Source organism: Pseudomonas sp. S1_E05, from assembly GCF_056337105.1.
The window spans coordinates 3,548,173-3,574,331 of the sequence record NZ_JBFRHM010000001.1; the positions used below are offsets into that span (position 1 = coordinate 3,548,173).

The 26,159-nt window shown below is 59.1% G+C and carries 20 protein-coding genes and 1 pseudogene; 13 read left to right on the forward strand and 8 right to left on the reverse strand.

Translation table 11 applies throughout. The features are described from left to right. Positions 1-212: 212 nt before the first annotated feature. Positions 213-1,694, forward strand: a complete 1,482-nt coding sequence (locus tag AB4N33_RS16475) for an APC family permease (protein WP_460117668.1) — start codon at positions 213-215, stop codon at positions 1,692-1,694. 67 nt (positions 1,695-1,761) lie between these two features. Here the strand turns inward: AB4N33_RS16475 and AB4N33_RS16480 are convergent, their stop codons facing one another. Further along, positions 1,762-1,947, reverse strand: coding sequence for a hypothetical protein (locus AB4N33_RS16480; RefSeq protein WP_460117670.1), 186 nt, complete (start codon positions 1,945-1,947; stop codon positions 1,762-1,764). A 415-nt stretch (positions 1,948-2,362) separates the two neighbouring features. On the opposite strand from AB4N33_RS16480, the gene AB4N33_RS16485 reads away from it, so the two are divergent. Further along, positions 2,363-3,988, forward strand: a complete 1,626-nt coding sequence (locus AB4N33_RS16485; protein ID WP_476457769.1) for a glucan biosynthesis protein D — start codon at positions 2,363-2,365, stop codon at positions 3,986-3,988. Between the two features lie 154 nt (positions 3,989-4,142). After that, positions 4,143-7,258 (forward strand): annotated as a pseudogene (locus tag AB4N33_RS16490) (transglycosylase domain-containing protein). A gap of 3 nt (positions 7,259-7,261) precedes the next feature. Here the strand turns inward: AB4N33_RS16490 and AB4N33_RS16495 are convergent. The 5 genes from AB4N33_RS16495 to AB4N33_RS16515 all read right to left on the reverse strand — a co-directional run bounded on the left by AB4N33_RS16495 (position 7,262) and on the right by AB4N33_RS16515 (position 12,998). After that, a complete protein-coding gene (locus tag AB4N33_RS16495; protein WP_460140162.1) occupies positions 7,262-8,212 on the reverse strand; it encodes a hypothetical protein in 951 nt (316 codons plus the stop codon). A 347-nt stretch (positions 8,213-8,559) separates the two neighbouring features. Then, on the reverse strand, positions 8,560-9,048 hold the full coding sequence (locus tag AB4N33_RS16500) for a CS1 type fimbrial major subunit (protein WP_476457770.1): 489 nt from the start codon (positions 9,046-9,048) through the stop codon (positions 8,560-8,562). A 5-nt stretch (positions 9,049-9,053) separates the two neighbouring features. Then, the gene (locus tag AB4N33_RS16505) at positions 9,054-9,809 is read right to left on the reverse strand and encodes a molecular chaperone (RefSeq protein ID WP_476457771.1); all 756 of its coding nucleotides are present in this window, start codon (positions 9,807-9,809) and stop codon (positions 9,054-9,056) included. Between the two features lie 49 nt (positions 9,810-9,858). After that, the gene (locus AB4N33_RS16510) at positions 9,859-12,378 is read right to left on the reverse strand and encodes a TcfC E-set like domain-containing protein (RefSeq protein ID WP_476457772.1); all 2,520 of its coding nucleotides are present in this window, start codon (positions 12,376-12,378) and stop codon (positions 9,859-9,861) included. A 119-nt stretch (positions 12,379-12,497) separates the two neighbouring features. Then, on the reverse strand, positions 12,498-12,998 hold the full coding sequence (locus AB4N33_RS16515; RefSeq protein WP_460117679.1) for a CS1 type fimbrial major subunit: 501 nt from the start codon (positions 12,996-12,998) through the stop codon (positions 12,498-12,500). A 466-nt stretch (positions 12,999-13,464) separates the two neighbouring features. On the opposite strand from AB4N33_RS16515, the gene AB4N33_RS16520 reads away from it, so the two are divergent. Beyond that, positions 13,465-14,034 (forward strand): PadR family transcriptional regulator, encoded by a 570-nt coding sequence (locus AB4N33_RS16520; protein WP_460140166.1) that lies wholly within the window; start codon positions 13,465-13,467, stop codon positions 14,032-14,034. Continuing rightward, the gene (locus AB4N33_RS16525) at positions 14,031-14,816 is read left to right on the forward strand and encodes a siderophore-interacting protein (protein WP_460140167.1); all 786 of its coding nucleotides are present in this window, start codon (positions 14,031-14,033) and stop codon (positions 14,814-14,816) included. Before AB4N33_RS16520 ends, AB4N33_RS16525 begins: the two co-directional genes overlap by 4 nt. A gap of 57 nt (positions 14,817-14,873) precedes the next feature. Here the strand turns inward: AB4N33_RS16525 and AB4N33_RS16530 are convergent, their stop codons facing one another. Both AB4N33_RS16530 and AB4N33_RS16535 read right to left on the reverse strand, forming a co-directional pair. Continuing rightward, positions 14,874-15,506, reverse strand: coding sequence for a Pr6Pr family membrane protein (locus tag AB4N33_RS16530; protein ID WP_476457773.1), 633 nt, complete (start codon positions 15,504-15,506; stop codon positions 14,874-14,876). Positions 15,507-15,508: 2 nt separating this feature from the next. Beyond that, positions 15,509-15,739 carry a VF530 family protein gene (locus AB4N33_RS16535; RefSeq protein ID WP_460117687.1) on the reverse strand — a complete coding sequence of 77 codons (231 nt, stop codon included), beginning with the start codon at positions 15,737-15,739 and terminating at the stop codon, positions 15,509-15,511. Between the two features lie 283 nt (positions 15,740-16,022). Between AB4N33_RS16535 and AB4N33_RS16540 the strand changes: the two genes are divergently transcribed. From AB4N33_RS16540 to cmoB, 8 genes are all read left to right on the forward strand, one after another. Continuing rightward, positions 16,023-17,405, forward strand: a complete 1,383-nt coding sequence (locus tag AB4N33_RS16540; protein ID WP_476457774.1) for a carbohydrate porin — start codon at positions 16,023-16,025, stop codon at positions 17,403-17,405. 94 nt (positions 17,406-17,499) lie between these two features. Next, positions 17,500-19,911: a glucose/quinate/shikimate family membrane-bound PQQ-dependent dehydrogenase gene (locus AB4N33_RS16545; protein WP_476457775.1), complete on the forward strand. Its 2,412-nt coding sequence runs from the start codon at positions 17,500-17,502 to the stop codon at positions 19,909-19,911. 248 nt (positions 19,912-20,159) lie between these two features. After that, on the forward strand, positions 20,160-22,577 hold the full coding sequence (gene lon, locus AB4N33_RS16550; RefSeq protein WP_476457776.1) for an endopeptidase La: 2,418 nt from the start codon (positions 20,160-20,162) through the stop codon (positions 22,575-22,577). 176 nt (positions 22,578-22,753) lie between these two features. Then, complete coding sequence (locus AB4N33_RS16555) at positions 22,754-23,164, forward strand: hypothetical protein (RefSeq protein WP_476457777.1); 411 nt, start codon at positions 22,754-22,756, stop codon at positions 23,162-23,164. A gap of 129 nt (positions 23,165-23,293) precedes the next feature. After that, positions 23,294-23,686 (forward strand): protease inhibitor I42 family protein, encoded by a 393-nt coding sequence (locus AB4N33_RS16560; RefSeq protein WP_476457778.1) that lies wholly within the window; start codon positions 23,294-23,296, stop codon positions 23,684-23,686. A gap of 2 nt (positions 23,687-23,688) precedes the next feature. Continuing rightward, complete coding sequence (locus tag AB4N33_RS16565) at positions 23,689-24,324, forward strand: lysoplasmalogenase (protein WP_476457779.1); 636 nt, start codon at positions 23,689-23,691, stop codon at positions 24,322-24,324. A 74-nt stretch (positions 24,325-24,398) separates the two neighbouring features. Then, positions 24,399-25,178, forward strand: a complete 780-nt coding sequence (cmoA, locus tag AB4N33_RS16570) for a carboxy-S-adenosyl-L-methionine synthase CmoA (protein WP_476457780.1) — start codon at positions 24,399-24,401, stop codon at positions 25,176-25,178. Next, positions 25,175-26,131, forward strand: coding sequence for a tRNA 5-methoxyuridine(34)/uridine 5-oxyacetic acid(34) synthase CmoB (gene cmoB, locus AB4N33_RS16575; RefSeq protein ID WP_460140175.1), 957 nt, complete (start codon positions 25,175-25,177; stop codon positions 26,129-26,131). Before cmoA ends, cmoB begins: the two co-directional genes overlap by 4 nt. Positions 26,132-26,159: the final 28 nt, after the last annotated feature.

Sequence of the window (26,159 nt, forward strand, 5' to 3'; positions counted from 1 at the left end):
AACTTTTAGGGTGCAGTCCAGGTTCACCGTACCCATGTGGGAGCGGGCTTGCCCGCGATGAATTCACCTCGGTTTCAGGGCAGAAACCGGCATTAGGCTCCACCAGGCTTCAAAGCCACAAAAACAATAACCACTGACCCTGGCGGCGCCCTTTGGGCCCCGACACGGGTTCGGCCATCCGAAATCTGCCGATTTTGCGGAGCTAACACACCATGAGTGCACAACCTGAATTCTCGAGCGCTGCTGACAGCGATGCCGAGCAACTTCGCCAACTGGGTTACACCTCTAACTTCAACCGAAGCATGAGCCTATGGGAAAACTTCGCCCTGGGCTTTACCTACCTCTCCCCGGTCGTTGGGGTTTATACCCTGTTCGGCCTGTGCCTGGCGGCCGGCGGGCCACCGATGTTCTGGGCCTACCTGCTGGTCGGTTGCGGCCAGTTGCTGGTGTGTCTGATTTTCGGTGAAGTGGTTTCGCAGTTTCCGATTTCCGGCGGCGTATACCCGTGGGCCCGGCGTCTGGTGGGCAAACGCTGGGCGTGGATGGTCGGCTGGATTTACTCCATCGCTCTGTGTGTGACCATCGCTGCCGTAGCGGTCGGCGCCGGCCCTTACCTCGCTGCAATGATGGGCTTCGAGCCGAGCAACAACACCAACATCGTCATTGCCTTGGTGCTGACACTGTTTGCCACCCTGGTCAATCTCAGCGGCACCAAGACACTGGCGCGCATCGCCATGTTCGGTTTTCTCTGCGAACTGATCGGCGCGGTGATCGTGGGTGTGTACCTGCTGATCTTCGAGCGCCATCAGCCGATCAGCGTGCTCTTCAACACCTTCGACATCAGCATCAACGGCTCGTACCTGCCAGCATTCCTCACCGCGTCCCTGGCGGGGATGTTCCTGTACTACGGTTTCGAAGCCTGCGGTGATGTCGCCGAGGAAACCCCGAACCCGAGCAAGAAGATCCCAGTGGCCATGCGCATGACCATCTACATCGGCGGCATCGCCGCGATGTTCGCCTGCCTGGCGCTGATCCTCGCCGTGCCGGACATGCGGGCGGTGATCGACGGCACCGACAAGGACCCGGTCGGCACCATCCTTGGCAACGCTTTCGGCCCGGTCGGCTCGAAAATGGTCATGGGCGTGGTGATGATTTCCTTCATCTCCTGTGTCATCAGCCTGCAAGCGGCGGCGAGTCGTCTGCTGTACTCCTACGCCCGCGATGAAATGGTCATCGGCAGCGGGGTGCTGAAAAAAATCTCGCCCAACACCCAGGTGCCCGTGGCCGCGCTGTTCGTCTCCGGCGTACTGCCGGCACTGATCATCATTCTCGGTTTCTTCCTGCAGGACGCTGTCGCCACCATCGTCAGCTTCGCCGCCATCGGGATCTACCTGGCGTTCCAGATGATCGTCCTTGCGGCCCTTTATGCACGGGCGAAGGGCTGGAAACCCAGCGGAAAATTCACCCTCGGCGCCTGGGGCTGGCTCGTCAACATCGGCGCCCTGGTCTATGGCATCGGCGCTATCGTCAATATGGCCTGGCCGCGAACCCCTGACGCCGAGTGGTACATCAACTACGCCATGGTACTGAGCACCGCCATCGTGATCGGCCTGGGCTTGCTGTACATGTGGATTGGCAAGCCGTATGACCACGGGACCGCGCCAGCGGGAGATGCGTGGAAGGTGGGTCGCTAAGCATCGATAAATTCCCAAAACAAAAAGGGGCCGACCTCACGGTCAGCCCCGTTGTCGCTTCACCTGCTCAAAACCGCGAAACACTCCTCATCGCATCCACCAGATACCGCATGGCAATCCGGTCGGTCTCCGACAGCTCGCGATAGCGCTCCACCAGTTTCAATTCCTCGGAATTGAGACGACGCCTTCGCCGCCCGATACCCAGGCAAGGGAAGATTCCCAAGATTTCGGTGATGCCTTGTACTTTCGACATGGACGATGTCCTTCTCTTAACGTCAAAGAAAACTGCACTTACCGCATCGCCCTTCCCTTTTTCAGCCGCCTCCTTGTGCCAACTGAATCCCACCGGCCTGAGGGCAGAAACCGGTCATGTCCATAGAATAGAAACTATCCGGGCGCTGAAAAGTGGTTTTTAGAGTAATTAGTCGAAAAAAGCAGAAATGCCCTGTAATTCAGAAGTCTCTGTGGGAAACGTTACCCGGAAATGTCTTGTTTCATTGCAGGGCCATCGCTCTGACATCAAGCAATTTTGCTCTTCCAGCGAACCGTTTAAGCTATTTGGCATCTGTTCTAAGTCCGCTGCGTTTGGCCGAAGGCATGTCCGAACCCCATTTTTGATCCAATACGCGCCAGGAACGGCACGGGATTGCTCACGACAGGTTGTATTTATGCACCGCAGGAATTTGCTCAAAGCGTCCATGGCCATCGCTGCCTACACCGGTCTGTCTGCCTCTGGCCTAATCGCCGCCCGGGCCTGGGCGAGTAATGCCACGGCAGATGGCGAGGCTCAAACCTTTGATTTCGACTGGCTCAAAGCCCAGGCCAAGCAATTGGCTGGCAAGGGGTATCAGGACACCAAGCAGGTGCTGCCACCGACCCTGGCAACCATGACGCCGCAAAACTTCAACGCCATTCGCTACGACGCCAATCATTCCCTGTGGAAAGACCTCAAAGGTCAGCTGGATGTGCAGTTTTTCCACGTGGGCATGGGGTTCAAGCAGCCGGTGCGCATGTACAGCGTCGACCCCAAGTCGCGACAGGCGCGAGAGGTGCATTTCCGCCCTTCGCTGTTCAACTATGAAAACACTTCGGTTGACACCCAGCAGCTCAAGGGTGACCTGGGGTTTTCCGGCTTCAAGCTGTTCAAGGCGCCGGAGCTGGACCGGCATGATGTCGTGTCGTTCCTCGGCGCCAGTTATTTCCGCGCGGTAGACGCCACTGGCCAATACGGCTTGTCGGCGCGCGGGCTGGCGGTCGATACCTACGCCAAAAAGCGCGAAGAGTTTCCCGACTTCACCAAGTTCTGGTTCGAGACCCCCGACGCCAATAGCACGCGGTTCGTGGTCTATGCCCTGCTCGACTCGCCCAGCGCGACAGGTGCCTATCGTTTTGATATCGACTGCCAGGCCGAGCGCGTGGTGATGGAAATTGACGCCCACATCAACGCCCGTACCGCCATCGATCAACTGGGTATCGCGCCGATGACCAGCATGTTCAGCTGCGGAACCCATGAGCGGCGCATGTGCGACACCATTCACCCGCAGATCCATGACTCCGATCGCTTGGCGATGTGGCGCGGCAACGGCGAATGGATCTGCCGCCCGCTCAACAACCCGGCGACCCTGCAGTTCAACGCCTTCTCCGACACAGACCCGAAAGGTTTCGGCCTGGTACAAACCGATCACGAGTTCGCCAGCTATCAGGACACGGTGGACTGGTACAGCCGGCGCCCGAGCCTGTGGGTAGAACCCACAACCGCCTGGGGCGAAGGCTCGATCGACTTGTTGGAGATCCCTACCACTGGCGAGACCATGGACAACATCGTCGCCTTCTGGACCCCGAAAAAACCGGTGGCGGCCGGTGATTCGCTCAATTACGGCTACAAACTGTACTGGAGCGCGCTCCCGCCTGTCGGCACACCGTTGGCGCGGGTGCACGCGACCCGTTCAGGCATGGGCGGTTTCACCGAGGGCTGGGCACCGGGCGAGCATTACCCGCCGGTCTGGGCACGCCGGTTTGCCGTGGACTTCACCGGTGGCGGGCTGGAACGATTGCCGGACGGCACCGGGATCGAGCCGGTCGTCACCTGCTCCAACGGCGAGGTCAAGGATTTCAGCGTGCTGGTGCTCGACGACATCAAGGGTTACCGGATTCTGTTCGACTGGTACCCGACCAATGACAGCGTCGACCCGGTTGAGCTGCGCCTGTTCATCCGCACCAACGAGCGGACGCTGAGCGAGACCTGGTTGTATCAGTACTTCCCACCGGCACCGGACAAGCGCAAGTACACCTGACAATTACCGCAATAGCCTGTGGGAGCGAGGCGTAGAACCTTCGCTCCCACAAGCTTCAGCAACATCTCCCGTCCCCACAATTTTTTCACCATCGCCAACCACCGACTAAGCTTCAGACAAGTCCGATCAATCTGCGTGAATGGATCAATCGACTATGGGCGCGTTGTGGCAAACCGATTCGAGTAAAAATGTGGTTCCGACCGAACGTGTGGATGAAGCGCCTTTGCCTGAAAAACCCCGTCGCAGTCGTACCCGACATGGATGGAAGGCGTTTTTCTTACTGCTGCTGATTATCCTGATTGCGCTAGGGCTGGCGGCCATCAGGGAAATGCGCACGTCGAAGTTTCAATCCCGTGAAGCCAGCAAACTCGCCGCAACCCTGACTTATGAACTGCAACCGGGCCCCACCGACGCCATCCGCTACCCAGGCGCCGGGCCTTTCGACCTGCGCCTGGGCTACAGCTCGCTGGGTGAGTTCCTGCCACGACTGATCAAGCGCGATTACGTCATTTCTGCCCAGACCCGGTTTTCCCAGGCCTTGATGGATTACAGCGACAAAGGCTTTTTCGTGCCTTACCCCGAGAAAATCCAGGCTGGGTTGTTGATCACCGATTGCCGGGCAACCCCCCTGTTCCAGTACAAGTACCCACAACAACTCTATGCAAGCTTCGACGCCATTCCGCCCGTGGTGGTTAACAGCCTGTTGTTCATCGAAAACCGCTTCCTGCTCGACCCTGATCTGCCCAGGGCCAACCCCGCCGTCGATTGGCCGCGATTCGGCATGGCCGCTTGGTCGCAGGTGGCGAAAATGCTGCATATGCCCGGGCAGTCCGCCGGCGGTAGCACGCTGGCCACTCAACTGGAAAAATACCGTCATTCGCCCGACGGGCTGACGGTGTCGGGCGGGGAAAAATCCGACAGATGATTTCCGCCAGTGTTCGCGCTTACCAGGCTGGGCCCAACACGCTTGAGGCGCGCAAAAACGTGGTCCGCGATTACCTCAATAGCGTGCCGCTGTCCGCCGTACCAGGCCACGGCGAGGTACACGGCATGGCCGAAGGGTTGCGCGTCTGGTATGGCGCTGACTTCAATGAGGCCAACGCACGGCTGGCCAGCGCTGACACGGATCCGAAGACCATGGCGGAGAAAGGCCTGGCCCTGCGCGAAATGCTGTCCTTGATGATCGCCCAGCGTCGCCCTTCCCATTACCTGACCAAAGGCCGGGATGAACTGGCCAGCCTGACCGACAGCCATATTCGCCTGCTGGCGCAGAACAACGTGATCGATGCGCAGTTCGCAGCGGCCGCATTGGCCAGCAAGGTGACTTACCGCGATTGGCAGACCCAGCCGACCATTCAACCCATCGAAACCAACAAAGGCATCAGCGTCGCGCGCAGCCGCCTGGGCGGGCTCCTCAATCGCCCGCTGTACGACCTCGATCGTCTCGACCTCTCGGCCACCAGTACCTTGCAGGGCGACTTGCAGGCGCAGACCACCGAGTACCTCAAGCACCTCTCGGACCCTGAATTCGCGACGCAAATCGGCCTGATGGGCGAACGCCTCCTCACCCCCACCAGCACCACGCAAGTGCGCTACAGCTTTACCCTGTTCGAGCTGACCCCGGATGGCTCGCGAGTGCGGATCCAGACCGACAGTACAGACCAGCCCTTCGACATCAACGAAGGCAGCAAGCTGGAGCTGGGCTCCACCGCCAAAATGCGCGTGCTCACCACCTACCTGCAAATCATCGCCGAGCTGCATGACAAATACGCCCAGATGAGCGTTGCGGACCTGAAGAAACTCGAAGTTCCGGAACAGGATCGCCTGAGCCGCTGGGCCGTCGACTACCTGATCCAGAACAAGGACCGCAACCTGCCGGCGATGCTCGGTGCCGCACTGGATCGTAAATACTCCGCCAGCCCCGGCGAAGCCTTTTTCACCGGTGGCGGGCTTCACGTGTTCAACAACTTTCGCAAGGAGGACAACGGACGCAACCCGACCCTGCGCGATGCCCTGCGTGAATCGATCAACCTGCCGTTCATTCGCCTGATGCGCGACCTGGTGCGTTACACCACTTACTCTGGACCCAGCAGCAGCGCCGAGCTGTTAAAGGATGACCGCGACCCAAGACGCCAGGAATACCTGGCCTCCTTCGCCGACCGCGAAGGCACCTCGTTCCTGCTGCGGTTCTGGAAAAAGTACAAGAACAAGGACACCCAGGAACGCCTGGAAACCTTCCTTGATGGCATGCGGCCGACCCCTATCCGCATGGCGGCGGTGCATCGCTATCTGTTGCCGCAAGCCAGCCAGGAAAGCTTCAACAACTTCGTACGCTCGCACCTCAGCGGCACCAAGCTCACCGAAAAACTCACCGACGATCGTCTGCAACGTCTGTACGAAAACTACAGCCCCGGCATTTACGACCTGCCGGACCAGGGTTTCATCGCCAAGGTGCACCCGCTGGACCTGTGGCTGATGGGTTACCTGCTCAACCACCCGGACGCGAAATGGAGCGAGATCGTCAAGGCGAGCCAGTTCGAACGTCAGGAAGTCTACAGTTGGCTGTTCAAGAGCCGGCACAAGGGCGCCCGGGACAATCGAATCCGTACCATGCTGGAAATCGAAGCGTTCCTGGACATTCACCAGCGCTGGCAGAAAGTCGGGTATCCGTTCGATCACCTGGTGCCGTCACTGGCGACCGCCATCGGCAGTTCCGGCGACCGTCCGGCGGCGCTGGCCGAGCTGATCGGTACGATCCTCAACGACGGCGTACGCATGCCGACGCTACGTATCGATAGCCTGCACTTTGCAGCGAACACGCCCTATGAAACCAAACTGATCAATGACCCGGACGTCGGCAAGCGGGTGATGCCATCGGAGGTCGCCACCGCGATGCGCGAGGCGTTGTCCCAGGTGGTGGATGCGGGCACGGCGAAAAGGGTGGCTGGCACCTTCATGACGCCAGACGGCAAATCCCTGGCCATGGGCGGAAAAACCGGGACCGGGGATAACCGCATCGAATCATTTGGTTCAGGGGGGCGGATCATCAGTTCGAAGTCGGTCAACCGCACCGCAACGTTCGTGTTCTACATTGGAGATAGCCATTTCGGCACATTGACGGCTTTCGTACCCGGGCGCAGCGCCGAAACCTACAAATTCACTTCTGCGCTGCCGGTCCAGGTACTCAAGGGCATGGCGCCGATCCTTAACGCTTACCTGCAGCCGGGTGCCCATACGCAATGCCTCCCGTTGCAGGTCTCACAACGATGAACCTTACACTTCAGAATCCCAGACGACGGTGACGTTGCCGGAGTAGGTTTTTTCTTCGCCGGTGAGCATTTGCTCGACTTGCTCCCTGACGATTTCGAAGTGCAAGGTGCCCGGCTTTCGATCAACGTAAAAAGTCGGTTGGATGAGCGGCGTGCCACTGCCATCGACCAATAGAGGCCGGCGATTGACCGGCTGCTGCGTGGCATCCACCAGCCCGTTAGGCAAGGAGACACTGACATTCAGCGGCACGGCGTGGCCGGAGTTGGGCTCCAACAAGGCACAGGTTTTGCCGCCCGTGGAGTATCCACATTCCAGGTGCATCTTGAATCGGCTGGAAGACGAAATATTGAACGTCTGGTCACGAAACAGTCGCACTGGCTTGCGCCCCTGGTTCAACCACCCTTGCCAGCCACCTTGAGGGACCAGTTCCACCCGATGACCGCCAGGTGGAATCTTGATGTCGAGCGAGTGCTGCACATCGAGGATGAAGTTGAAGATGAACTCTTTGTCCCTGGGAATCATCACATCACCAAAATCAAAGTCCCCCATCGGTCCCATGCTGTAGGTGATGCTCCCCGTGTACTGTCCCGTAGACATGGTCAGCGGTTTGGGCGTCTTGATCGCGTAGGCGTATTCCAGGGAGCTGTACCAGAGCTTGGGAATGTCCAGGCCGGGTGTCCGATGGCAGACCCCCGCGTTTTCGGGAACGATCCAGAAGAACAAGGCGAAGCTTGTCGCCGCCGCCAGATAGTTGATGCCCTTGCAAGGACTCGGCGCAGCTTGCCACTGATGAGACCAGGGAACATCTGGCAACTGCCAGGCGCCTACCCCAGGGGGGCGATTGAGGTTCCAGCGATGGCCGATGCCGGCAATGCGGACTTGAACCGTCTCGACTTCGCCGGTCTCGCGATGGGTAACCTGCAGGTCGCGCCACTCCGAGGGCACTTTCCACATCGCCCCTTCCCGAGGGTTTGCATGATTTGCGCGAATCGTTCCATTGCTCTCGGCGAAAAAATCATTGACTCGAATGGAGAAAATGCCTTCGGCCTTGCACCGAGGGATCGCAGGACCATGCCACTCACATACACCACTCTGGGGCGTGGTATTAACGAATTCATTGCTCATGGGGTTGGCCGGATCCGGGATGAACCTGGCGGTTATGTCCTGTGACATTGCACTGACACTGGCGGAAAACACCAGCAGCCAAGCGCTGATGAAGGGGTGGATCCATGGTTTACATCTATTGAACTGGTTCATGCAGGTTCCATTCAGCCGCCAATGCGACCCGATTTTCCCAATGATCAAGGGACGATGGCTTCAAACAGCAGGTGAACGCTGCCGTAGTAATTGCCGGGCTGATAACCCGCCGGGGGTTTTGCAGCCGCGATTTCCAGGGCTGCCCGTTTGCCGGCACGACCATCGGCCTCGGTAATGACTTCCTGCGCGTCCAGGGTGAGTCGCTTGTCGTTGAAGGTGACATTCAGTGCGATGTCGTCACGGTCCCGGCCGTTACTCAAATACGGCTCAAAAGACAGCCGCGCGGAAATCGCACCGTTTTCGTTCTTCACATCAAACTGTTTGCGCAGGACGCTGAGGCTGGAAGTCATCGGGTTCCAGTGCAGCCGTTGCTCCAGGTGAATCCAGTCAGGGTCGGCGGGTATCACGTGAAACGCGGACGTCGGCAAGGTGACCGAGACGTAGAAGCTCTCGCTGAATCTGATGGCAAACGCACTGGTACTGGCCAGCGTCAGCACCATCAAGGCCGTCACCGCTTTAATCGCTTTGATCATGTTGTTCACTCGCGGTTGACCTGGCCCTTGACTTCAAGCTTTTTCGACACGGTCCCTTCAATGAGAGTGAACCGATACTCACGGCCGGCCTGCTTGTCGAACTGGAACGTTCGACCCGCCAGAATGTGATGTTTGGTAGTGGGTTGGCAGTCGCTTTCGCTTTTCGAAGCGCAATCCTTGAATTCGTCGATGATCACGACCGAGTTGCCATCATTGCGAATCGCGTAGTTGCCAGGCGCATCCGTGATCACACTGTCAAATCGTGTATTGGAAGGTCGAACGAAAAATATCGTCCCGTATCCCGCCAACACGTTGATCCCCGCCGACAACCCTTTCCTGTATTGCTCGCGCTCTTCGGCAGACACCGCGAACTCATCTTCCTTTTCGGGAACGACCGGTACGAAGCGCACACGAAAATAACGTTCTTTATCCCGCTCGCCGATGTACAGCAAACGCGTGCCCTGCATGCCATTGGCTGGCACGATCAATCGTGCGGGGCTGGCCATCAGACCGTCGCGAGCGACGGCACCCGCCTGGTTGGTCAACGGAACTTCCCGAGAGGTGCCATCCTCGTTGTAGAAAATTTCGAGAATGTTGACGCGCACGAATGCCGTGCTGTCCCCGCTGTTGAATAACCGTTTCAGGTAGGTACTTTTATCGCCATCCAGGTAATCGAACACCACGCCGACATTTATCTGAGGCCCTGCCAGGACGACGTGCGGTAAAAGGGTAAAGCCAAGGATTGCCAACCAGCGTTTCATCATGTTCAACCTGATAAAGAGTTTTATCGAAGAGTGTTTTGCGCACGGGTCAACCGGCGCTTGCGTCGCTGTAGGTTGCGTCCGCCAACGTATCCGCAGAGCAGCGCTGATCCCCGATCATCAACACGTTGTCTTCCTTGCGCGCATTGGCGGTGTCGAGGCGAAATCGACACAACAACTGATCGCCATGGCGAACTTCCAGCGTCGGCGAACCGGCCTGCATTTCCATTGAAAAGAAGCCATCGACCTCGCTCACTCCGCGGCTGGCGTGATTGATCACGTGATGGCCCTTGAGCGGCCTGCCCTGGGGATCGATCAGGCGTCCCAGAACGGTGAGGGTTTTGTTGACGGTGATCCTGCGGTAACCGACGCCACCCTTGTTCAAGTGGTAAAGGCTGCGCGGCGGCTGGATGCTCGCTGCCGGTGGGTGGTTACCCTCGAAGTCGAAGCTCACCACGCTGCTTTTGTAAGCGGTCATCGGGATGAAATTGCGCCCCGGTCGCAGGCTCGTACTGCCACCGCTCGAATCGTCGGCCCGTAGCGCGATGCCATCGACATCCGATTCAACGTCGACGATCATCCCCGCCCCTGCCCCATGGCTCTGGCTGGTCATGACGATTTTTTCGCCACCGACCGCTACGGTGCTGTCCAGATTCAAACCGCCGGCGAACTTGTCGTTGAAGGAAGAACGCTGGAGGAATACATCACCATTGAGTGCGTCGTTGGCGAAATTCGCGGTGCCGGAAAGGCCGGCTCCATAGGTATCGGCGAGTGCCGTGGCTGACACGCTTTGCAGCACATGCCCCTGCAAGTCCTTGCGGTAACTGACAGTGGCGTTGTGGTCACGACCACCGTCGCGGGACGTGCGTGTACCGATGCTGCCGGACCACTGCTCACCCGGTCCTCCCAGCGCCACACTGACGCTTAGATCGACGCCGCGGTTGCGCTTGTCGCCGCTGCTGAAACTGCCCGGTCGATCAAACACCGAAAAGCGCCAGTTGGCATCGCTGCCAAACAATGAGCCTCGCTGGGTCCACCCCAGGTCCACCCCCGTGCCGTCGACATTTCCGGCGCTGTGCGACACCCGTGCGTTGACCGAACTTTTGCTGCTGACCCGGTGATTGAGCGACACCGACGAACTGCTCGTGCGACCGACAAAAACGTTTCGCTGACGCACTCGGGTACCGTCCGAAAGGCTTTCGTAAGTTCGGGTGGTGTCGAGCCAGCTACGGGTGTGGGTCAGGAAAATACTGCCGATTCCATAACTGTAAATCGCCTGCACATCGAGCCCGGTTCCGTGGTCCTCGGTTTGGTAGACGTTGGCGAACAGGCTCGTGTGGCTGGCCAGGGTCCAGTCGACCGACGTGCCGTATTGCATCCTTTCGCGCACCTGGCGCCCCGATACACCCAGAATGACCCGTGGATGCAGAAGGTAATTGAACGCGGCACCTGCGGTCATGTCGCCGGAATCCTGCTCCTCCCAGTTGCTGAGCAATTTGCTTTCACGACCGGCGAACAGGTTGTAGCGCCAGCGGCTGTCCTGGTTGTGCCAGTTGGTGGGCTTGTACACCAATTCCCGGGTTGTGGAGGTGATCTGCCCATCTTCGATCAGGCGCACTTCCACTTCATAGATTCCTCCCGGTAAAGAACGTGTATCCAGGGGTTGCAAGCCTGCCTCTACCGCCTGGCTATTGATCAACGTACCGTTGCGCAGGATTTCCACCGAGGCTTGACGGTTGGCAGTGACGTACAGGGGATAGATGCTTGGTTTCGGACTGTTGATCGCCAGACTGTCGGAGCTTCCAACCATCAGGCCGGCAGCAGTGTCCGGGCTGGCCCCGAACGTACGGATCTGGCGGGTCAGGCCCTCGGAGTTGGGCGTGAAATAGCCCAGGCGCAAAAAGCTGCCTTGCAGTTCACGCTGGCTGTAAAGCTCGTGTACTGCATGATGGAGCTTGTCGTCCGAGCCCCCTTGCCGTGCCAACTGGACATTCACGCTCTGGGTCCAGTTGCCCAGGCTGCCACTCGCCTCCAGCCCCAACCGTCCGCCCGTGTCTTGCTCCTGACCGCCGTTGATATTCAACTGATTGCGCACGATCAGCCCACTGCTGCCGCCCTCGGGCAGCTCGTAGTAACGCTTGTCTTGCGTATTGCGCTCGGCGTTTGCCGTTGCAATCGAGAGCAGGGAATTGTTCAGGTTGTAATGCGCAGCCACCATCTGCTCCGGGCAATGACCTTCACAGGCACCCAGCGCGATACCTTGTTTAAGGTAAGTGGCCCAGATTTCCCGCTGGCCAGCCGACACCTGACTGTCAGCGACATCGGCAAAATCAAGCAGGGTGACGCGATCATCTCGAGACAACACAATCATCGCCTCGCCCATCAATTGCTGATCAAGTTCCACGCGGACGGCCAGGGGCACATCAAAAAAGTGTTCTTCGAAGTCCGCCGGTAAACCTTCGGCCTGAGCCAGTAGACTGCGGGGCGTCGTGCCATTGTTGGGCGCAGCCAATGCACCTGCGCAAAACATAAAGGCGAGCGCAGTCGCGATGGGAGTCATCGGGAACATGAACGAATACTCGGTATTTTGGATATTGAGACGGTAAACATCCGAGTCGACAGGTGCGATAACCCGTCGACCGGTCAAGTGTGCCAAATGGAACCCAGTCCAATCAGGCTTGATTCACATCATGGAGTGGGAAGTACTGCGTCAAAACGCATGGCAACTACGCCCGTGTAATCGCCAGGTTTATAGCCACCTGTTGGTTTGGTCGGTGTAACGACAAAATCCACACGCTTGCCTGGCGTCGACTCGGCGTCACTAAGAACTTCCACTGCCGCGGTATGATTCAAAGCAACGTTGTTAAACGTGACGACCAGTGGGATCTTCTCTGCGACAACCCCGTTTGACAGAAAGGCCTCGCTTTCAAGCATCGCCTCGATCGAACCGTTGGTGTTCTTGGTATCGAACTGCGCACGCAGCGTGCTCAATTGCTCACTGATCGGATCGAAATGCAGACGCTGATCCTTGTCGATCAAACTGGGGTCCACAGGCACCACATAGAAAACACTGGATGGAACTGCCGCGACAATATTCACGGAGTGGCGCGCTTCTCCGATAGCAAAAGCCATGGAGGAAGTCAGTGCCAGGACAACCAATGGAGTACCGACTAGAATTTTTCTGAACATTACTCAACACCTGTTTGGGAAGGATAAGTTTCTGATTAAAAGTCAGACCAGTTAACGGCTCACTGCAGCGCGCCATAGCCCAACTTTCAACGGTGCGCATGATCATCCATCCCAGATCACAAGTAAGTAGGAAATTTCATCCAAGCGTGTAGTTAGCTGCACCAATTCACTTGTTGAAAACATGAAATACGATATAAACCCACTATTTATAAAGCCGTCTTCCTACACACAACATTAACCGCGCCCCCTCTTGAAACTTTAACTAACAACTTTTTTAACTAAAGTTCGCTTATCGCCCACTTTAAACAGGTTTTCGTCCACAGTTTTTTCCTCAGGCACGGGGTCAAGTCGCAGGGTTGTCTGCGCCGTGCCGCTCGTCGTGAGGTCCATCGGCTAGGAAAAAAACTGATTGCCCATCATTAAGATATATCTTACGTTGTATCTAGAAATGAAGAGAGAAAACACCATGAGAGACCATCATTCCCCCCATCGCGAACATCCTGGCGACGGTTTTGAAAAACGCCCCGGCCGCGAACGCGGCGGTCGCGGCCCACGAGTGTTCGCCCCGGGAGATCTCAAGCTGTTGCTGCTGGCCTTGATCGCCGAACAGCCCTGCCACGGCTATGACCTGATCCGCCAGATCGAAGGCATGTTCGATGGCGCCTACAGCCCCAGCCCCGGCGTGATTTACCCGACCCTGACGTTTTTGGAAGAAAGCGAAATGATCCAGGGCGATGCCGAAGGCGGAAAAAAACGTTACAGCGTGACCGACGCCGGACGTTTGTCTTTAAGCGAGCAGGCGATTGCCCTGGAAGGCGTGCGCATGCGCATCGATGTGAGCAAGCGATCATTGCGCGGCCATGATCGGCCGGCCGAGATCCACGAGGCTGTGCATAACCTGCGTCATGCCTTGCAACTGCATCACGGGCGCTGGAGCCCGGAAGAAATCCTGCGGGTTGCCGCATTGCTCAATGACACCGCCAAAGCCATTGTCGACGGCCCTGCCGTGGCGTCCATACGGGAGAACACCGAATGACCCAAGTGATCGAACAATCCATTCACCGCGTCATGCACGACATCAAACGCCGTCGCCTGCAAGTGCTGCGCGTGGTTGACCTGACACCACGCATGCGTCGCATTACCCTGGGCGGGCCGGAACTCGCCGGGTTCATCAGCCTGGGCGCTGATGATCACGTCAAACTGCTGTTCCCGCAGAACGCAGCCGAGCAAGCCGCCCTGGAAACCCTGGTGTTGGGCGCCGGCAAGGGCAACGGGCCGATGCCCGCGATGCGTGATTACACGCCACGCCGCTACGACCTCGACGCCCTGGAACTGGACATCGACTTTGTGCTGCACGGCGATGGCCCTGCCTCGACCTGGGCGGAACAGGCCCGGCCCGGCCAGTTCCTGCACATCGGCGGGCCCAGGGGTTCGATGATTGTGCCGGACATGTTCGACAGCTATTTGCTGATCGGCGACGAAACCGCCCTGCCCGCCATTGCCCGTCGCCTGGAAGGCCTGGCGGCCAATCGCCGGGCGCTGGTGGTGGTCGAAGTGGAGAACGGCGCCGAACAGCAGAAGCTGGAAAGCGCGGCGCAGGTCAACGTGATCTGGGTGTTGCGCGAAGGTGGCAAGGATAATCTGCTGGCCACCGTGAAGCAGTTGCAAATCCCCAGCGGCAGCCTGTACACGTGGGTCGCCACCGAGAGCAAGGCGTCACGACAGATTCGCCGAGTGCTGCTGGATGAGCATGGGGTGGATGAGCAGTTCTTGAAGGCCGTGGGGTATTGGCGGCTGGATGACTCTGAAGAAGAGTGACCGGTTATAGGGCTGGAACCCATCGCGAGCCTGTTCGCGATGGCTATTGCCCAGAAACTACAAAACCCGCCCCCGCCATCGATCCACCCCGATCAACACCAGCGATATCACCAAAAACCCCACCAGCAATCCCCCCGCATTCAGAAACACCTGTGGATAACCCAGGCTGTCGACATCGATGAAGGGATACGGATAAACAGCCAGCAAGTGCCCACGCAGCAGCACATACGCGAAATACACCACCGGGTAGATCACCCACAGCCCAATATGCCGCAATCGCAAGGTGCCTTTGTGCACGCAGAGCCACCACCAGGCCAGGTAAAGCAACGGCATCACGTCATGCATCAGCTCATCGGCCAGCCATTGCCAGCCTTCGGGATGCCACAGATGGCGCAACAAGACGTTGTAGGCCACGCCCACGATGACAATGCTCACGGCAATCGCGCTGCTGACCCCCGGTTGCAGAAACCAGCGTCTGGCCGCTGATTCGCGAGCGCTCAGATGACAGGTCAGGACAGTTGCCACCAGCGTATTGGTAATGACGGTGAAGTAGCTGAAAAAGCTGACCAACCCACCGAGCAGACTGGCGCCCAGTGTCCAGCGCGAGTGGAAGATCAGGTACATCTGGATGCTCAGCCCGGCCCAGCCCAGGCAAGCGGCTACCGCCACAAAAGCCGGTGATTTAAGCATGTTCAGATCGGTCGCTTGGTACGCATCAACTTCACGTACAGGCGTTCGACCTTCTCCCGCGCCCACGGCGTTTTGCGCAGGAACGTCAAGCTGGACTTGATACTCGGATCACTCTTGAAACAGCGAATGTCGATGCGCTCGGCCAAGCCCGACCATTCGTAGTGTTCAACCAGCACGTTGAGGATTTGCTCCAGGGTCACGCCGTGCAGCGGGTTGTTGTTCTGTTCGGTCATGCCGGGCCTTCGAGCAATGAATGAGTGGAAAGTCGCGCACCTTAGCCGAGGGCCTGTCCGGGTGGAAGACTTGTGTGGCGCCATGGATTAAATGTAGGTGAAGCGCGACATATCGCCGCGCGACACTGTTACCGATTTCGAAAGAATTCATGTCGGGAAAAGGCCTTTCTCTATTTGTAACAGAACATTATCCTTGCGCCCGAAAAGCTGAAACGCTTCATCCATTCGCGTTGCATCCTTGCGGTTCGCAGTTCATCCCCAGAAAAAGATCTAGAAACTTCCCATGCCTTATTTGCGATTTTTGCGAGACAGCGCTGTCTTCGCGCCCGTCAGCCATCAAAACACCTTGAGCCTGATAACAGGCCTTGGCGCCCTAAGCCTTGCCACGTGTGTTCAGGCCGCACCCGCCTTCGATAACGATTCCCCCTGGATGCTCGGCGACTGGAACGGCACGCGCAGCGAGCTTTCGGAAAAAGGCTACGACTTCAAACTCGATTACACCGGCGAAATGGGCAGCAATCTGCACGGTGGCTACGATCACGATCGCACTGCCCGCTATAGCGATCAGTTCGGTCTGGGCGCACATCTGGACCTGCAGAAAATCCTGGGTTGGCGCGACGCAGAATTTCAGCTGACCATCACCGAACGCAGCGGTAACAACATCAGCAATGACAGGATCAACGATCCACGGGTCGGCGGTTTCACGTCGGCCCAGGAAGTCTGGGGCCGCGGACAAACCTGGCGCCTGACGCAGATGTGGTACCAGCAGAAATTCTTCGACCAGCAGCTCGACATCAAGGTTGGCCGGTTTGGTGAAGGCGAGGACTTCAACAGCTTTCCCTGCGATTTCCAGAACCTGGCGTTCTGCGGCTCGCAGGTCGGCAACTGGGTAGGCGGCATCTGGTACAACTGGCCCGTCAGCCAGTGGGCGATGCGGGTCAAGTATCACATGACGCCCGAGCTGTATGCGCAAGTCGGCGTCTATGAGCAAAACCCGTCGAACCTCGATCGCGGCAACGGTTTCAAACTCAGCGGCAGCGGCACTCAGGGCGCGATCCTGCCGGTGGAGCTGGTGTGGACGCCGAAACTCAATGGCCTGCCGGGCGAATACCGCGCCGGTTACTACTACAGCAATGCCAATGCCACGGACGCCTACAAGGACCGCAACGGTCAGCCAGCGGCACTGAGCGGCGAGGCCTACCGAAGCGCTTCGAGCAAGCATGGCGTGTGGCTGGGCGTGCAGCAGCAGATCACCCGCCGCGCCAGCGATAATTCTCGCGGCCTGAGCATCTTCGCCAACGGCACGATGCATGACAAGAAGACCAACGCCATCGACAACTATGTCCAGGCGGGTGTCGTCTACAAGGGCCTGTTTGATGCTCGCACCAAAGACGACATCGGGTTTGCCCTGGCACGGGTTCACGTCAACCCGGCCTATCGCAAGAATGCCGAAGCTCACAACGAGGCACGGGCGGTGTACGACTACGACGACCCGTCCTTCCTGCCCCCGCAAGACACCGAGTACAGCGCCGAGCTCTATTACGGCGTGCACGTCACGAATTGGCTGACCGTGCGTCCAAATCTGCAATACATCCGCCACCCCGGTGGCGTGGACAAGGTCGACGACGCGCTGATTGGCGGGATAAAGATCCAGTCGTCGTTCTAACCATCGCCCTTGCAACTGAACCAATGCCTTCGTGGGATCGTCATCTACAGTGAACCTGCGAAGGAATACATGAAACCTTACGGAGAATCACACTATGAGCACTGATGGTGCTTTGAGTCGAGGCCGTCTGCTACCGACGCTGCTCGGCCTACTGCTTCTACTAATGGGCCTGGCCATGCTGGCCGGCGGGATCAAGTTGAGCCTGCTCGGCGGCTCGCTGTATTACCTGCTGGCCGGTATTGGCCTGACATTGACCGGGGTGCTGCTGATCATGGCGCGCCGTGCGGCATTGGGCCTGTATGCACTGGTGCTGTTTGCCAGCACCGTGTGGGCCTTGTGGGAAGTCGGTCTCGACTGGTGGCAACTGGTGCCGCGTTTGGCGCTGCTGTTTGCCCTGGGCATCGTCATGTTGTTGCCTTGGTTCCGTCGCCCGATCCTGCGTGAGGGCGCAGCGCCGTTGGGCACGGGCGCGTTGGGCGTCGCCGTGGTGCTGGCAGGCGTAACCGCATTGGCCAGCCAATTCACCAACCCGGGTGAAATCAAGGGTCAACTGGACCGCGACAGCGTTGCGGGCATGGTTAACACCGCCCCCGCAATGCCCGACGGTGACTGGAATTCATACGGTCGCAGCGCCCATGGTGATCGCTATTCGCCTCTGGCGCAGATCACGCCGCAAAATGCGCACAAGCTGGTCGAGGCCTGGAGCTATCGCACCGGCGACTTGCCGGGGCCGAATGACCCGGGCGAAACCACCGCCGAAAACACCCCGCTGAAAGTCAACGGCATGCTCTACGTGTGCACGCCGCACAGCCAGGTGATCGCGCTGGACCCGGACACCGGCAAGGAAATCTGGCGTTTCGATCCGAAGCTGTCGACGCAGAATGCGGCGAACTTCAAGGGTTGGGCGCACATGACCTGCCGTGGCGTGTCCTACCACGATGACGCTGTTTATGCGTCCGAGCAGAGCCCTACCGGCAGCGCCAGCCCTGCGCCGGCAGCCAACGCCTGTCCACGCCGGATTTTCCTGCCGACCGCCGACACCCGCCTGATCGCCCTCAACGCCGACACCGGCAAGATGTGCGAAGACTTCGGTGACAAAGGCCAGGTCGACCTGCGCGCCAACATCGGCGGGTTCGCCGCCGGTGGTTACTACTCCACTTCACCACCAGCCGTCACCAAGGACCTGGTCGTGATTGGCGGCCACGTCACCGACAACGTCTCTACCGACGAACCGAGCGGCGTGATCCGCGCATTCGACGTGCACACCGGCAAGCTGGTGTGGAACTGGGACAGCGGCAATCCGGACGACACCGCGCCGATTGCCGAGGGCAAGACCTATACCCGTAACTCGCCGAACATGTGGTCCATGTTTGCCGTCGATGAAAAACTCGGCATGCTCTACCTGCCGATGGGCAACCAGACCCCGGACCAGTTCGGGGGTGCCCGCACGCCCGAATCGGAGCTGCATGCCGCCGGCTTGACCGCCCTCGACATCGCCACCGGCCAGGTGCGCTGGCACTTCCAGTTCACCCACCATGATCTGTGGGACATGGACGTGGGTGGCCAGCCTACCCTGATGGACCTGAAAACCGCTGACGGCGTGAAGCCAGCAGTACTGGCCTCCACCAAGCAAGGCAGCATCTACGTGCTTGATCGCAGCACGGGCCAGGCCATTGTGCCGATCAACGAAGTACCGGTGCCCCAAGGCGCAGTCGAAGGTGATCACACCTCGCCGACCCAGCCCAAGTCTGACTTGAACCTCATGCCGCCACCGCTGCAGGAGCACGACATGTGGGGCGTGACGCCGTTTGACCAACTGATCTGCCGGATCGACTTCAAATCCATGCGTTACGAAGGCCCGTTCACCCCGCCGTCGCTGCAGGGGTCGATCGTGTATCCAGGCAACTTCGGCGTGTTCGACTGGGGTGGTATCTCGGTGGATCCGATCCGTCAGATCGCCTTCGTGAACCCTAGCTACATGGCGTTCAAATCGAAGATGATCCCGGCGGCAGAGATTGCAGCCCAAGGCCCGCGCAAAAGCGAAACCGAAGGCGTGCAACCGAACAAGGGCGCGCCTTACGGCGTGGTGCTGGAAGCGCTGCTCTCTCCAATGGCCCTGCCATGCCAGGCGCCAGCCTGGGGTTATGTGGCTGCCATCGACCTGACCACCTCCAAAGTGCTGTGGAAACACAAGAACGGCACCGTGCGTGACAGCTCGCCGGTACCGATCCCGCTGAGCATGGGCGTACCCAGCCTGGGCGGCACCTTCACCACCGCCGGTGGCGTGGGTTTCCTGAGCGGCACCCTCGACCAGTACCTGCGCGCTTATGACGTGAAAAACGGCAAACAATTGTGGGAAGGCCGCCTGCCCGCCGGTGCGCAGACCACACCGATGACCTACACCGGCAAGGACGGCAAGCAATACGTGCTGGTCGTGGCCGGTGGTCATGGTTCGCTGGGCACCAAGCAGGGTGACTACGTGATTGCTTACAAATTGGTTGAGTAAGCTGTAGCGGCAATAAACAAAGGCGACACCCTCAGGGGTGTCGCCTTTTTTATTGTCACCCCATCTCCTGTAGGAGCGAGCTTGCTCGCGATGGCAGTGTGTCAGGCGCCATGTTCGCTGACTGATGCACCGCCATCGCGAGCAAGCTCGCTCCTAGAGCGGGCGGGGCCGAATTAACACCCAGGTATCATTGAAACCACCATTAACCTGCCCCATCTAAGACCCATACCCATTGCGCAGGTGTCCCAATGAGCGACCAGCAAGATTTTCCCGAAGACCTGAGCGAATACGCTGATCCAGAAAATGCCCCGAGCCGTACGGCCGGCAAAGGCCTCGCGTTGCCTGGCCAAAACCTGCCGGACAAGGTCTACATCATCCCGATCCACAACCGCCCGTTCTTCCCGGCCCAGGTGTTGCCGGTCATCGTCAACGAAGAACCCTGGGCCGAAACCCTGGATCTGGTGAGCAAGTCCGACCATCACTCCCTGGCCCTGTTCTACATGGACACGCCCCAGGAAGACCCGCGCCACTTCGACACTTCCGCCTTGCCGCTGTACGGCACGCTCGTCAAGGTGCACCACGCCAGCCGCGAAAATGGCAAGTTGCAGTTCGTTGCCCAGGGCCTGACTCGCGTACGCCTCAAGACCTGGCTCAAGCACCATCGTCCACCCTACCTGGTGGAAGTCGAGTATCCGCACCAGCCGAGCGAGCCGACCGACGAGGTCAAGGCTTACGGCATGGCGTTGATCAACGCGATCAAGGAACTGCTGCCGCTCAACCCGCTGTACAGCGAAGAGCTGAAGAATTACCTCAACCGCTTCAGCCCCAACGACCCCTCGCCCCTGACTGACTTCGCCGCTGCGCTGACCTCGGCGACCGGCAGCGAGTTGCAGGAAGTGCTCGACTGCGTGCCGATGCTCAAGCGCATGGAAAAAGTCTTGCCGATGCTGCGCAAGGAAGTCGAAGTCGCGCGTCTGCAAAAGGAGATTTCCGCCGAGGTGAACCGCAAGATCGGCGAGCACCAGCGCGAATTTTTCCTCAAGGAACAGCTCAAGGTCATCCAGCAGGAACTCGGCCTGACCAAGGACGACCGTAGCGCCGACATCGAGCAGTTCGAGCAGCGCCTGGAAGGCAAGGTGTTGCCGGCGCAGGTGCAAAAACGCCTCGAGGAGGAAATGAACAAACTGTCGATCCTCGAAACAGGCTCGCCGGAGTATGCCGTCACCCGCAACTACCTCGACTGGGCGACCTCGGTGCCGTGGGGGGTATATGGCGATGACAAACTCGACCTCAAGCACGCGCGCAAGGTGCTGGACAAACACCATGCCGGGCTCGACGACATCAAGGATCGCATCCTCGAATTCCTCGCCGTTGGCGCCTACAAGGGCGAGATCAGCGGTTCCATCGTGCTGTTGGTGGGTCCGCCGGGCGTGGGCAAAACCAGCGTCGGCAAATCCATCGCCGAGTCCCTGGGGCGGCCGTTCTACCGCTTCAGTGTCGGCGGCATGCGCGACGAAGCCGAGATCAAGGGCCACCGGCGCACGTACATTGGCGCGCAACCGGGCAAACTCGTCCAGGCGTTGAAAGACGTTGAAGTGATGAACCCGGTGATCATGCTCGACGAAATCGACAAGATGGGCCAGAGCTACCAGGGCGACCCGGCTTCGGCGCTGCTGGAAACGCTGGACCCGGAGCAGAACGTCGAGTTTCTCGACCATTACCTCGACCTGCGCCTGGACCTGTCCAAAGTGCTGTTCGTGTGCACCGCCAACACCCTGGATTCCATCCCCGGCCCGTTGCTCGACCGCATGGAAGTCATTCGCCTGTCGGGTTACATCACCGAAGAAAAAGTTGCCATTGCCAAGCGCCACTTGTGGCCCAAGCTGCTGGAAAAGGCCGGTGTTTCGAAGGGCAGCCTGTCGATCAACGACAGCGCCTTGAAAGCCTTGATCGACGGTTACGCCCGTGAGGCCGGTGTGCGCCAGCTCGAAAAGCAGATGGGCAAGCTGGTGCGCAAGGCGGTGATGAAGCTGATCGACGATCCGAAGGCGGTGATCAAGCTCGGCCCGAAAGACCTCGAAGCGTCGCTGGGCCACCCAGTGTTTCGTAACGAACAGGTATTGTCCGGCACCGGCGTCATCACGGGCCTGGCGTGGACCAGCATGGGCGGCGCCACACTGCCGATCGAAGCCACACGCATTCACACGCACAACCGTGGATTCAAGCTCACCGGGCAGTTGGGTGACGTGATGAAGGAGTCGGCGGAAATTGCCTACAGCTACATCAGCTCGAACCTGAAGTCGTTTGGCGGTGATCCGAAGTTCTTCGACGAAGCCTTCGTTCACCTGCACGTGCCGGAAGGCGCCACCCCCAAGGACGGTCCGAGTGCCGGTGTGACCATGGCCAGCGCCCTGCTCTCGCTCGCACGCAACCAGCCGGCGAAAAAAGGCGTGGCCATGACCGGCGAACTGACGCTCACCGGGCATGTCCTGCCCATTGGCGGGGTGCGCGAGAAAGTGATCGCGGCGCGTCGGCAGAAGATCTTCGAATTGATCCTGCCAGAAGCCAACCGGGGCAGCTTCGAAGAGTTGCCCGATTACCTGAAGGAAGGGATTACGGTGCATTTCGCCAAGCGGTTTGCGGATGTGGCGAAAGTCCTGTTCTAACGTTGAAGGCGCTGTAGATCTCCTGTTTACAGCGCCTTCTCATCCATTCACGCGACCTAAACAACCAATCGCTCTAAAAACTGTCAGTTCTGATAGTAACGCTTCTCTGACTGCTTCCAGATACTGGTGACGAACGTCGTTCAGCTCATCAATCAGCGTCATGCAGGGAGAATGAAATGGTCGCAACCACCAAAAATTCCGGAACGTTTACCGCCAAAATGCCCCCGGAGCCAGACTTCAACGCGACTCAGGTCCAGGTCTATACAGATCCTGACGGCAAAAAACACTTTTCCGGAACCTATCGCGCCAATCCAACTGACCACGATCATCGAGTTTTCTACATCATCACAAGCCGGGACATTCCCAACGGGAAACACGAATTTCCCTCAGGCCCCGATGGAATCCAAACGGTATTGTATTCCCAGCGTGTAGATAACGTAGAAGTGACCCGCGCTACCATTGAAAAAGGTACCTTCACCGTTGAGTTCCATGAAGGCAATTACAAAATTGGCTTACATGCAGACCTGCGTGATCGCTCGGGCAAACTCATCGATGTCCTGGGCAACGTTGACATTACGGAGAGTTAGAAGTCGCAGACACTTGAAGACTATTGCCTGCACAGGCAGGGAATAGTCTTCACCGGGCGACGCTGTCACAATTTGTCTCATCTTAAGTTATGCTCGCCGTTCGTCGTGAACGCCGGAGCCTCTGCCCTTATGTCCCCCAGCCGCCTGTTTGTCCCCCTCGCCCTCGCCCTGCTGGCCGCCTGCGCTTCGCAGCCCAGACAGAACGTGACGGTGGAAAAACAAAGCGAATGCCCGGTGAAGATGAGCAACGGGCAACACCTGATCCTGACCCTGCCGAGCAACCCGACCACGGGCTACCGCTGGGCCATCCAGGATTCGGCCGGGGGCGTGCTGCGCGCGCTGGGGCCAGAGGTGTATCGCAACCCTGAAGATGCCGGCGTAGTGGGGGCTGCCGGGGTTTCTACCTGGCGCTTCCAGGCTTTTGCCACGGGCACCGGGCGGTTGCGCCTGACCTCGCAACAACCCTGGGCACCGGAAGTGTTGCCGGTGGACAGCTTCGACTGCGCGATCTCGGTCAACTGATCATGGGCTGGCTAATCCTGGCGCTGATGGGCGCAGTGACCTTTCTCTATGGCCTCAGTGTGCATGCCGCGCTGCTGTGCCTGCTGGTCAAGCCAATGCCGGTGCTGGCCCTGCTCGGCTGGTTGCATGATGCGCCCCCGAGCGATTATCGACGCTGGATCAGCCTGGGCCTGATCTTCTCGCTGCTTGGCGATGTACTGCTGGCGTGGCCGGTGGATTTGTTCGTGTTCGGTCTCGGCGCGTTCCTGGTCGCGCATCTGGCGTACCTCAAGGCTTACCTGAGCGATTGCCGTCGGCTGGCGCTGCTGCCGTTGATCTTCGCCATGGTGGTGGGCGCGGTCCTGCTGGGCATCCTGCTGGCCAACGGCCTGGGCCCACTGACCGTGCCGGTGATCGTCTACGGCGTGGCTATCAGCGCCATGCTTTGGCGCGCCTTGGCCCGCCTGGGCACCGACGTGCCCAGGCGTTCGGCATTACTGGCAGCCGGCGGCGCCGTGGCGTTCGTGTTTTCCGACAGCGTGATCGGCATCAACCGCTTCGTTGCGCCGTTCAACGCCGCGCCGTATGTGATCATCCTCAGTTACTGGCTGGGGCAGTGGGGCATCACGGCTTCGGCGTTTGCGCACAAACCGCGATAGCTCTTGTATTCGCACCACACCATTCCCGGCGGTTTATCAGACAAACCGCGCATCCCCACGCCAACTTGGCTAAAATGCCGGCCTTTTCCACCGACACCGCCGGAACCGCCGTGAGCAAAGAACCCGATCGCCTATTCGCCCAGCCGTTGGCCCAGGTGCCCGACTTCGCCTTCAACGAGGACGTGGTGCGGGTGTTCCCGGACATGATCAAGCGCTCGGTGCCAGGTTATCCGACCATCGTCGAAAACCTCGGCGTGCTCGCATCGCAGTTCGCCCAGCCGAACAGTGTGCTCTACGACCTCGGTTCGTCCCTCGGCGCCGTGGCCCAGGCATTGCGCCGCCATGTGCGCACCGACGGTTGCCGCGTCATCGCTGTGGATAACTCGGCGGCGATGGTCGAGCGTTGCCGTGAATACCTCAACGGCCAGGACTCGATGTTCCAGGAGCTGTTGCCGGTGGAGGTAATCGAAGGCGACATTCTGGCTCTCGACTTCCAGCCAGCCTCGGTGGTGGCGCTGAACTTCACCCTGCAATTCATTGCCCGGCCGCAGCGCACCGAGTTGCTCGCGCGCATCCGCCAGTCGCTGCTGCCCGGTGGCGCCCTGATTCTCTCGGAAAAGCTGCGTTTTGAAGACGAGCAGGAGCACGCGCTGCTCACCGACCTGCATGTCGCCTTCAAACGCGCCAACGGCTACAGCGAACTGGAAATCGCCCAGAAGCGCAGCGCCATCGAAAACGTCATGAAGCCCGACAGCCTCGAAGAACACCGCGAACGCCTGCTGGCTGCCGGGTTCTCGAAAGTCGTGCCGTGGTTCCAGTGCCTTAACTTTGCCTCGTTGATTGCCTTGCCATGATCGATCTGTCCCCCCTCGCCCGCCATCTGGCGGGTACACCGCTGGCCGAATGGGCCAACACCCTGCAAGCGCAACTCGACAAGAAAATGGAAAAGGGTCACGGCGACCTGGAGCGCTGGCAGAGTGCGCTGGATGCCCTGCCGAACATCCAGCCCAGCGAAGTCGACCTGCTCAATGGCCTGAAACTGGATACCGATTGCGACGACGCCACCCGCGCGCAGATGCGCAGCGCCTTGATGGGCCTGTCGCCATGGCGCAAGGGACCGTTCGATCTGTTTGGCGTGCACGTCGACACCGAATGGCGTTCGGACTGGAAGTGGTCGCGGGTCGCTCCGCACCTGGATCTCAAGGGCAAGCGCATCCTCGATGTCGGCTGCGGCAACGGCTATTACATGTGGCGCATGCTCGGCGCCGGTGCCGACAGCGTGATCGGCGTCGACCCGAACTGGCTGTTCTTCTGCCAGTTCCAGGCGGTGCAGCGTTACCTGTCGCAACCCAATGCCTGGCACCTGCCGTTTCCTTTCGAAGACTTGCCAGCGAACCTGGAAGGTTTCGATACAGTGTTTTCCATGGGCGTGTTCTACCATCGCCGCTCGCCGATCGAGCATTTGCTGGCGCTGAAGGATTGCCTGGTCAAGGGCGGTGAACTGGTACTGGAAACCCTGGTGGTCGAAGGCGACAAGCATCAGGTGTTGGTACCGGAAGATCGCTACGCACAGATGCGCAACGTGTGGTTCCTGCCGTCCGTGCCGGCGCTGGAATTGTGGCTGCGACGTGCCGGTTTCAGCGATGTGAAATGCGTGGATGTGAGCGTGACCACGGTCGAGGAGCAACGCGGGACGGAGTGGATGAAGTACCAGTCGCTCAGCGATTTCCTCGATCCTGAGGATCACAGCAAAACGATCGAAGGGCTGCCGGCGCCGATGCGGGCGGTCATAGTGGCTAAAAAGTAAGTTCTGAAAACAACCAGTAACCCTGTGG

Excerpts from the sequence above, each read along its gene's own strand:
- AB4N33_RS16475 (WP_460117668.1), top strand. The coding sequence starts at position 213 with ATGAGTGCACAACCTGAATTCTCGAGCGCTGCTGACAGCGATGCCGAG.
- AB4N33_RS16480 (WP_460117670.1), bottom strand. The coding sequence starts at position 1,947 with ATGTCGAAAGTACAAGGCATCACCGAAATCTTGGGAATCTTCCCTTGC.
- AB4N33_RS16485 (WP_476457769.1), top strand. The coding sequence starts at position 2,363 with ATGCACCGCAGGAATTTGCTCAAAGCGTCCATGGCCATCGCTGCCTAC.
- AB4N33_RS16495 (WP_460140162.1), bottom strand. The coding sequence starts at position 8,212 with ATGTGGAAAGTGCCCTCGGAGTGGCGCGACCTGCAGGTTACCCATCGC.
- AB4N33_RS16500 (WP_476457770.1), bottom strand. The coding sequence starts at position 9,048 with ATGATCAAAGCGATTAAAGCGGTGACGGCCTTGATGGTGCTGACGCTG.
- AB4N33_RS16505 (WP_476457771.1), bottom strand. The coding sequence starts at position 9,809 with ATGAAACGCTGGTTGGCAATCCTTGGCTTTACCCTTTTACCGCACGTC.
- AB4N33_RS16510 (WP_476457772.1), bottom strand. The coding sequence starts at position 12,378 with ATGTTCCCGATGACTCCCATCGCGACTGCGCTCGCCTTTATGTTTTGC.
- AB4N33_RS16515 (WP_460117679.1), bottom strand. The coding sequence starts at position 12,998 with ATGTTCAGAAAAATTCTAGTCGGTACTCCATTGGTTGTCCTGGCACTG.
- AB4N33_RS16520 (WP_460140166.1), top strand. The coding sequence starts at position 13,465 with ATGAGAGACCATCATTCCCCCCATCGCGAACATCCTGGCGACGGTTTT.
- AB4N33_RS16525 (WP_460140167.1), top strand. The coding sequence starts at position 14,031 with ATGACCCAAGTGATCGAACAATCCATTCACCGCGTCATGCACGACATC.
- AB4N33_RS16530 (WP_476457773.1), bottom strand. The coding sequence starts at position 15,506 with ATGCTTAAATCACCGGCTTTTGTGGCGGTAGCCGCTTGCCTGGGCTGG.
- AB4N33_RS16535 (WP_460117687.1), bottom strand. The coding sequence starts at position 15,739 with ATGACCGAACAGAACAACAACCCGCTGCACGGCGTGACCCTGGAGCAA.
- AB4N33_RS16540 (WP_476457774.1), top strand. The coding sequence starts at position 16,023 with ATGCCTTATTTGCGATTTTTGCGAGACAGCGCTGTCTTCGCGCCCGTC.
- AB4N33_RS16545 (WP_476457775.1), top strand. The coding sequence starts at position 17,500 with ATGAGCACTGATGGTGCTTTGAGTCGAGGCCGTCTGCTACCGACGCTG.
- lon (WP_476457776.1), top strand. The coding sequence starts at position 20,160 with ATGAGCGACCAGCAAGATTTTCCCGAAGACCTGAGCGAATACGCTGAT.
- AB4N33_RS16555 (WP_476457777.1), top strand. The coding sequence starts at position 22,754 with ATGGTCGCAACCACCAAAAATTCCGGAACGTTTACCGCCAAAATGCCC.
- AB4N33_RS16560 (WP_476457778.1), top strand. The coding sequence starts at position 23,294 with ATGTCCCCCAGCCGCCTGTTTGTCCCCCTCGCCCTCGCCCTGCTGGCC.
- AB4N33_RS16565 (WP_476457779.1), top strand. The coding sequence starts at position 23,689 with ATGGGCTGGCTAATCCTGGCGCTGATGGGCGCAGTGACCTTTCTCTAT.
- cmoA (WP_476457780.1), top strand. The coding sequence starts at position 24,399 with ATGCCGGCCTTTTCCACCGACACCGCCGGAACCGCCGTGAGCAAAGAA.
- cmoB (WP_460140175.1), top strand. The coding sequence starts at position 25,175 with ATGATCGATCTGTCCCCCCTCGCCCGCCATCTGGCGGGTACACCGCTG.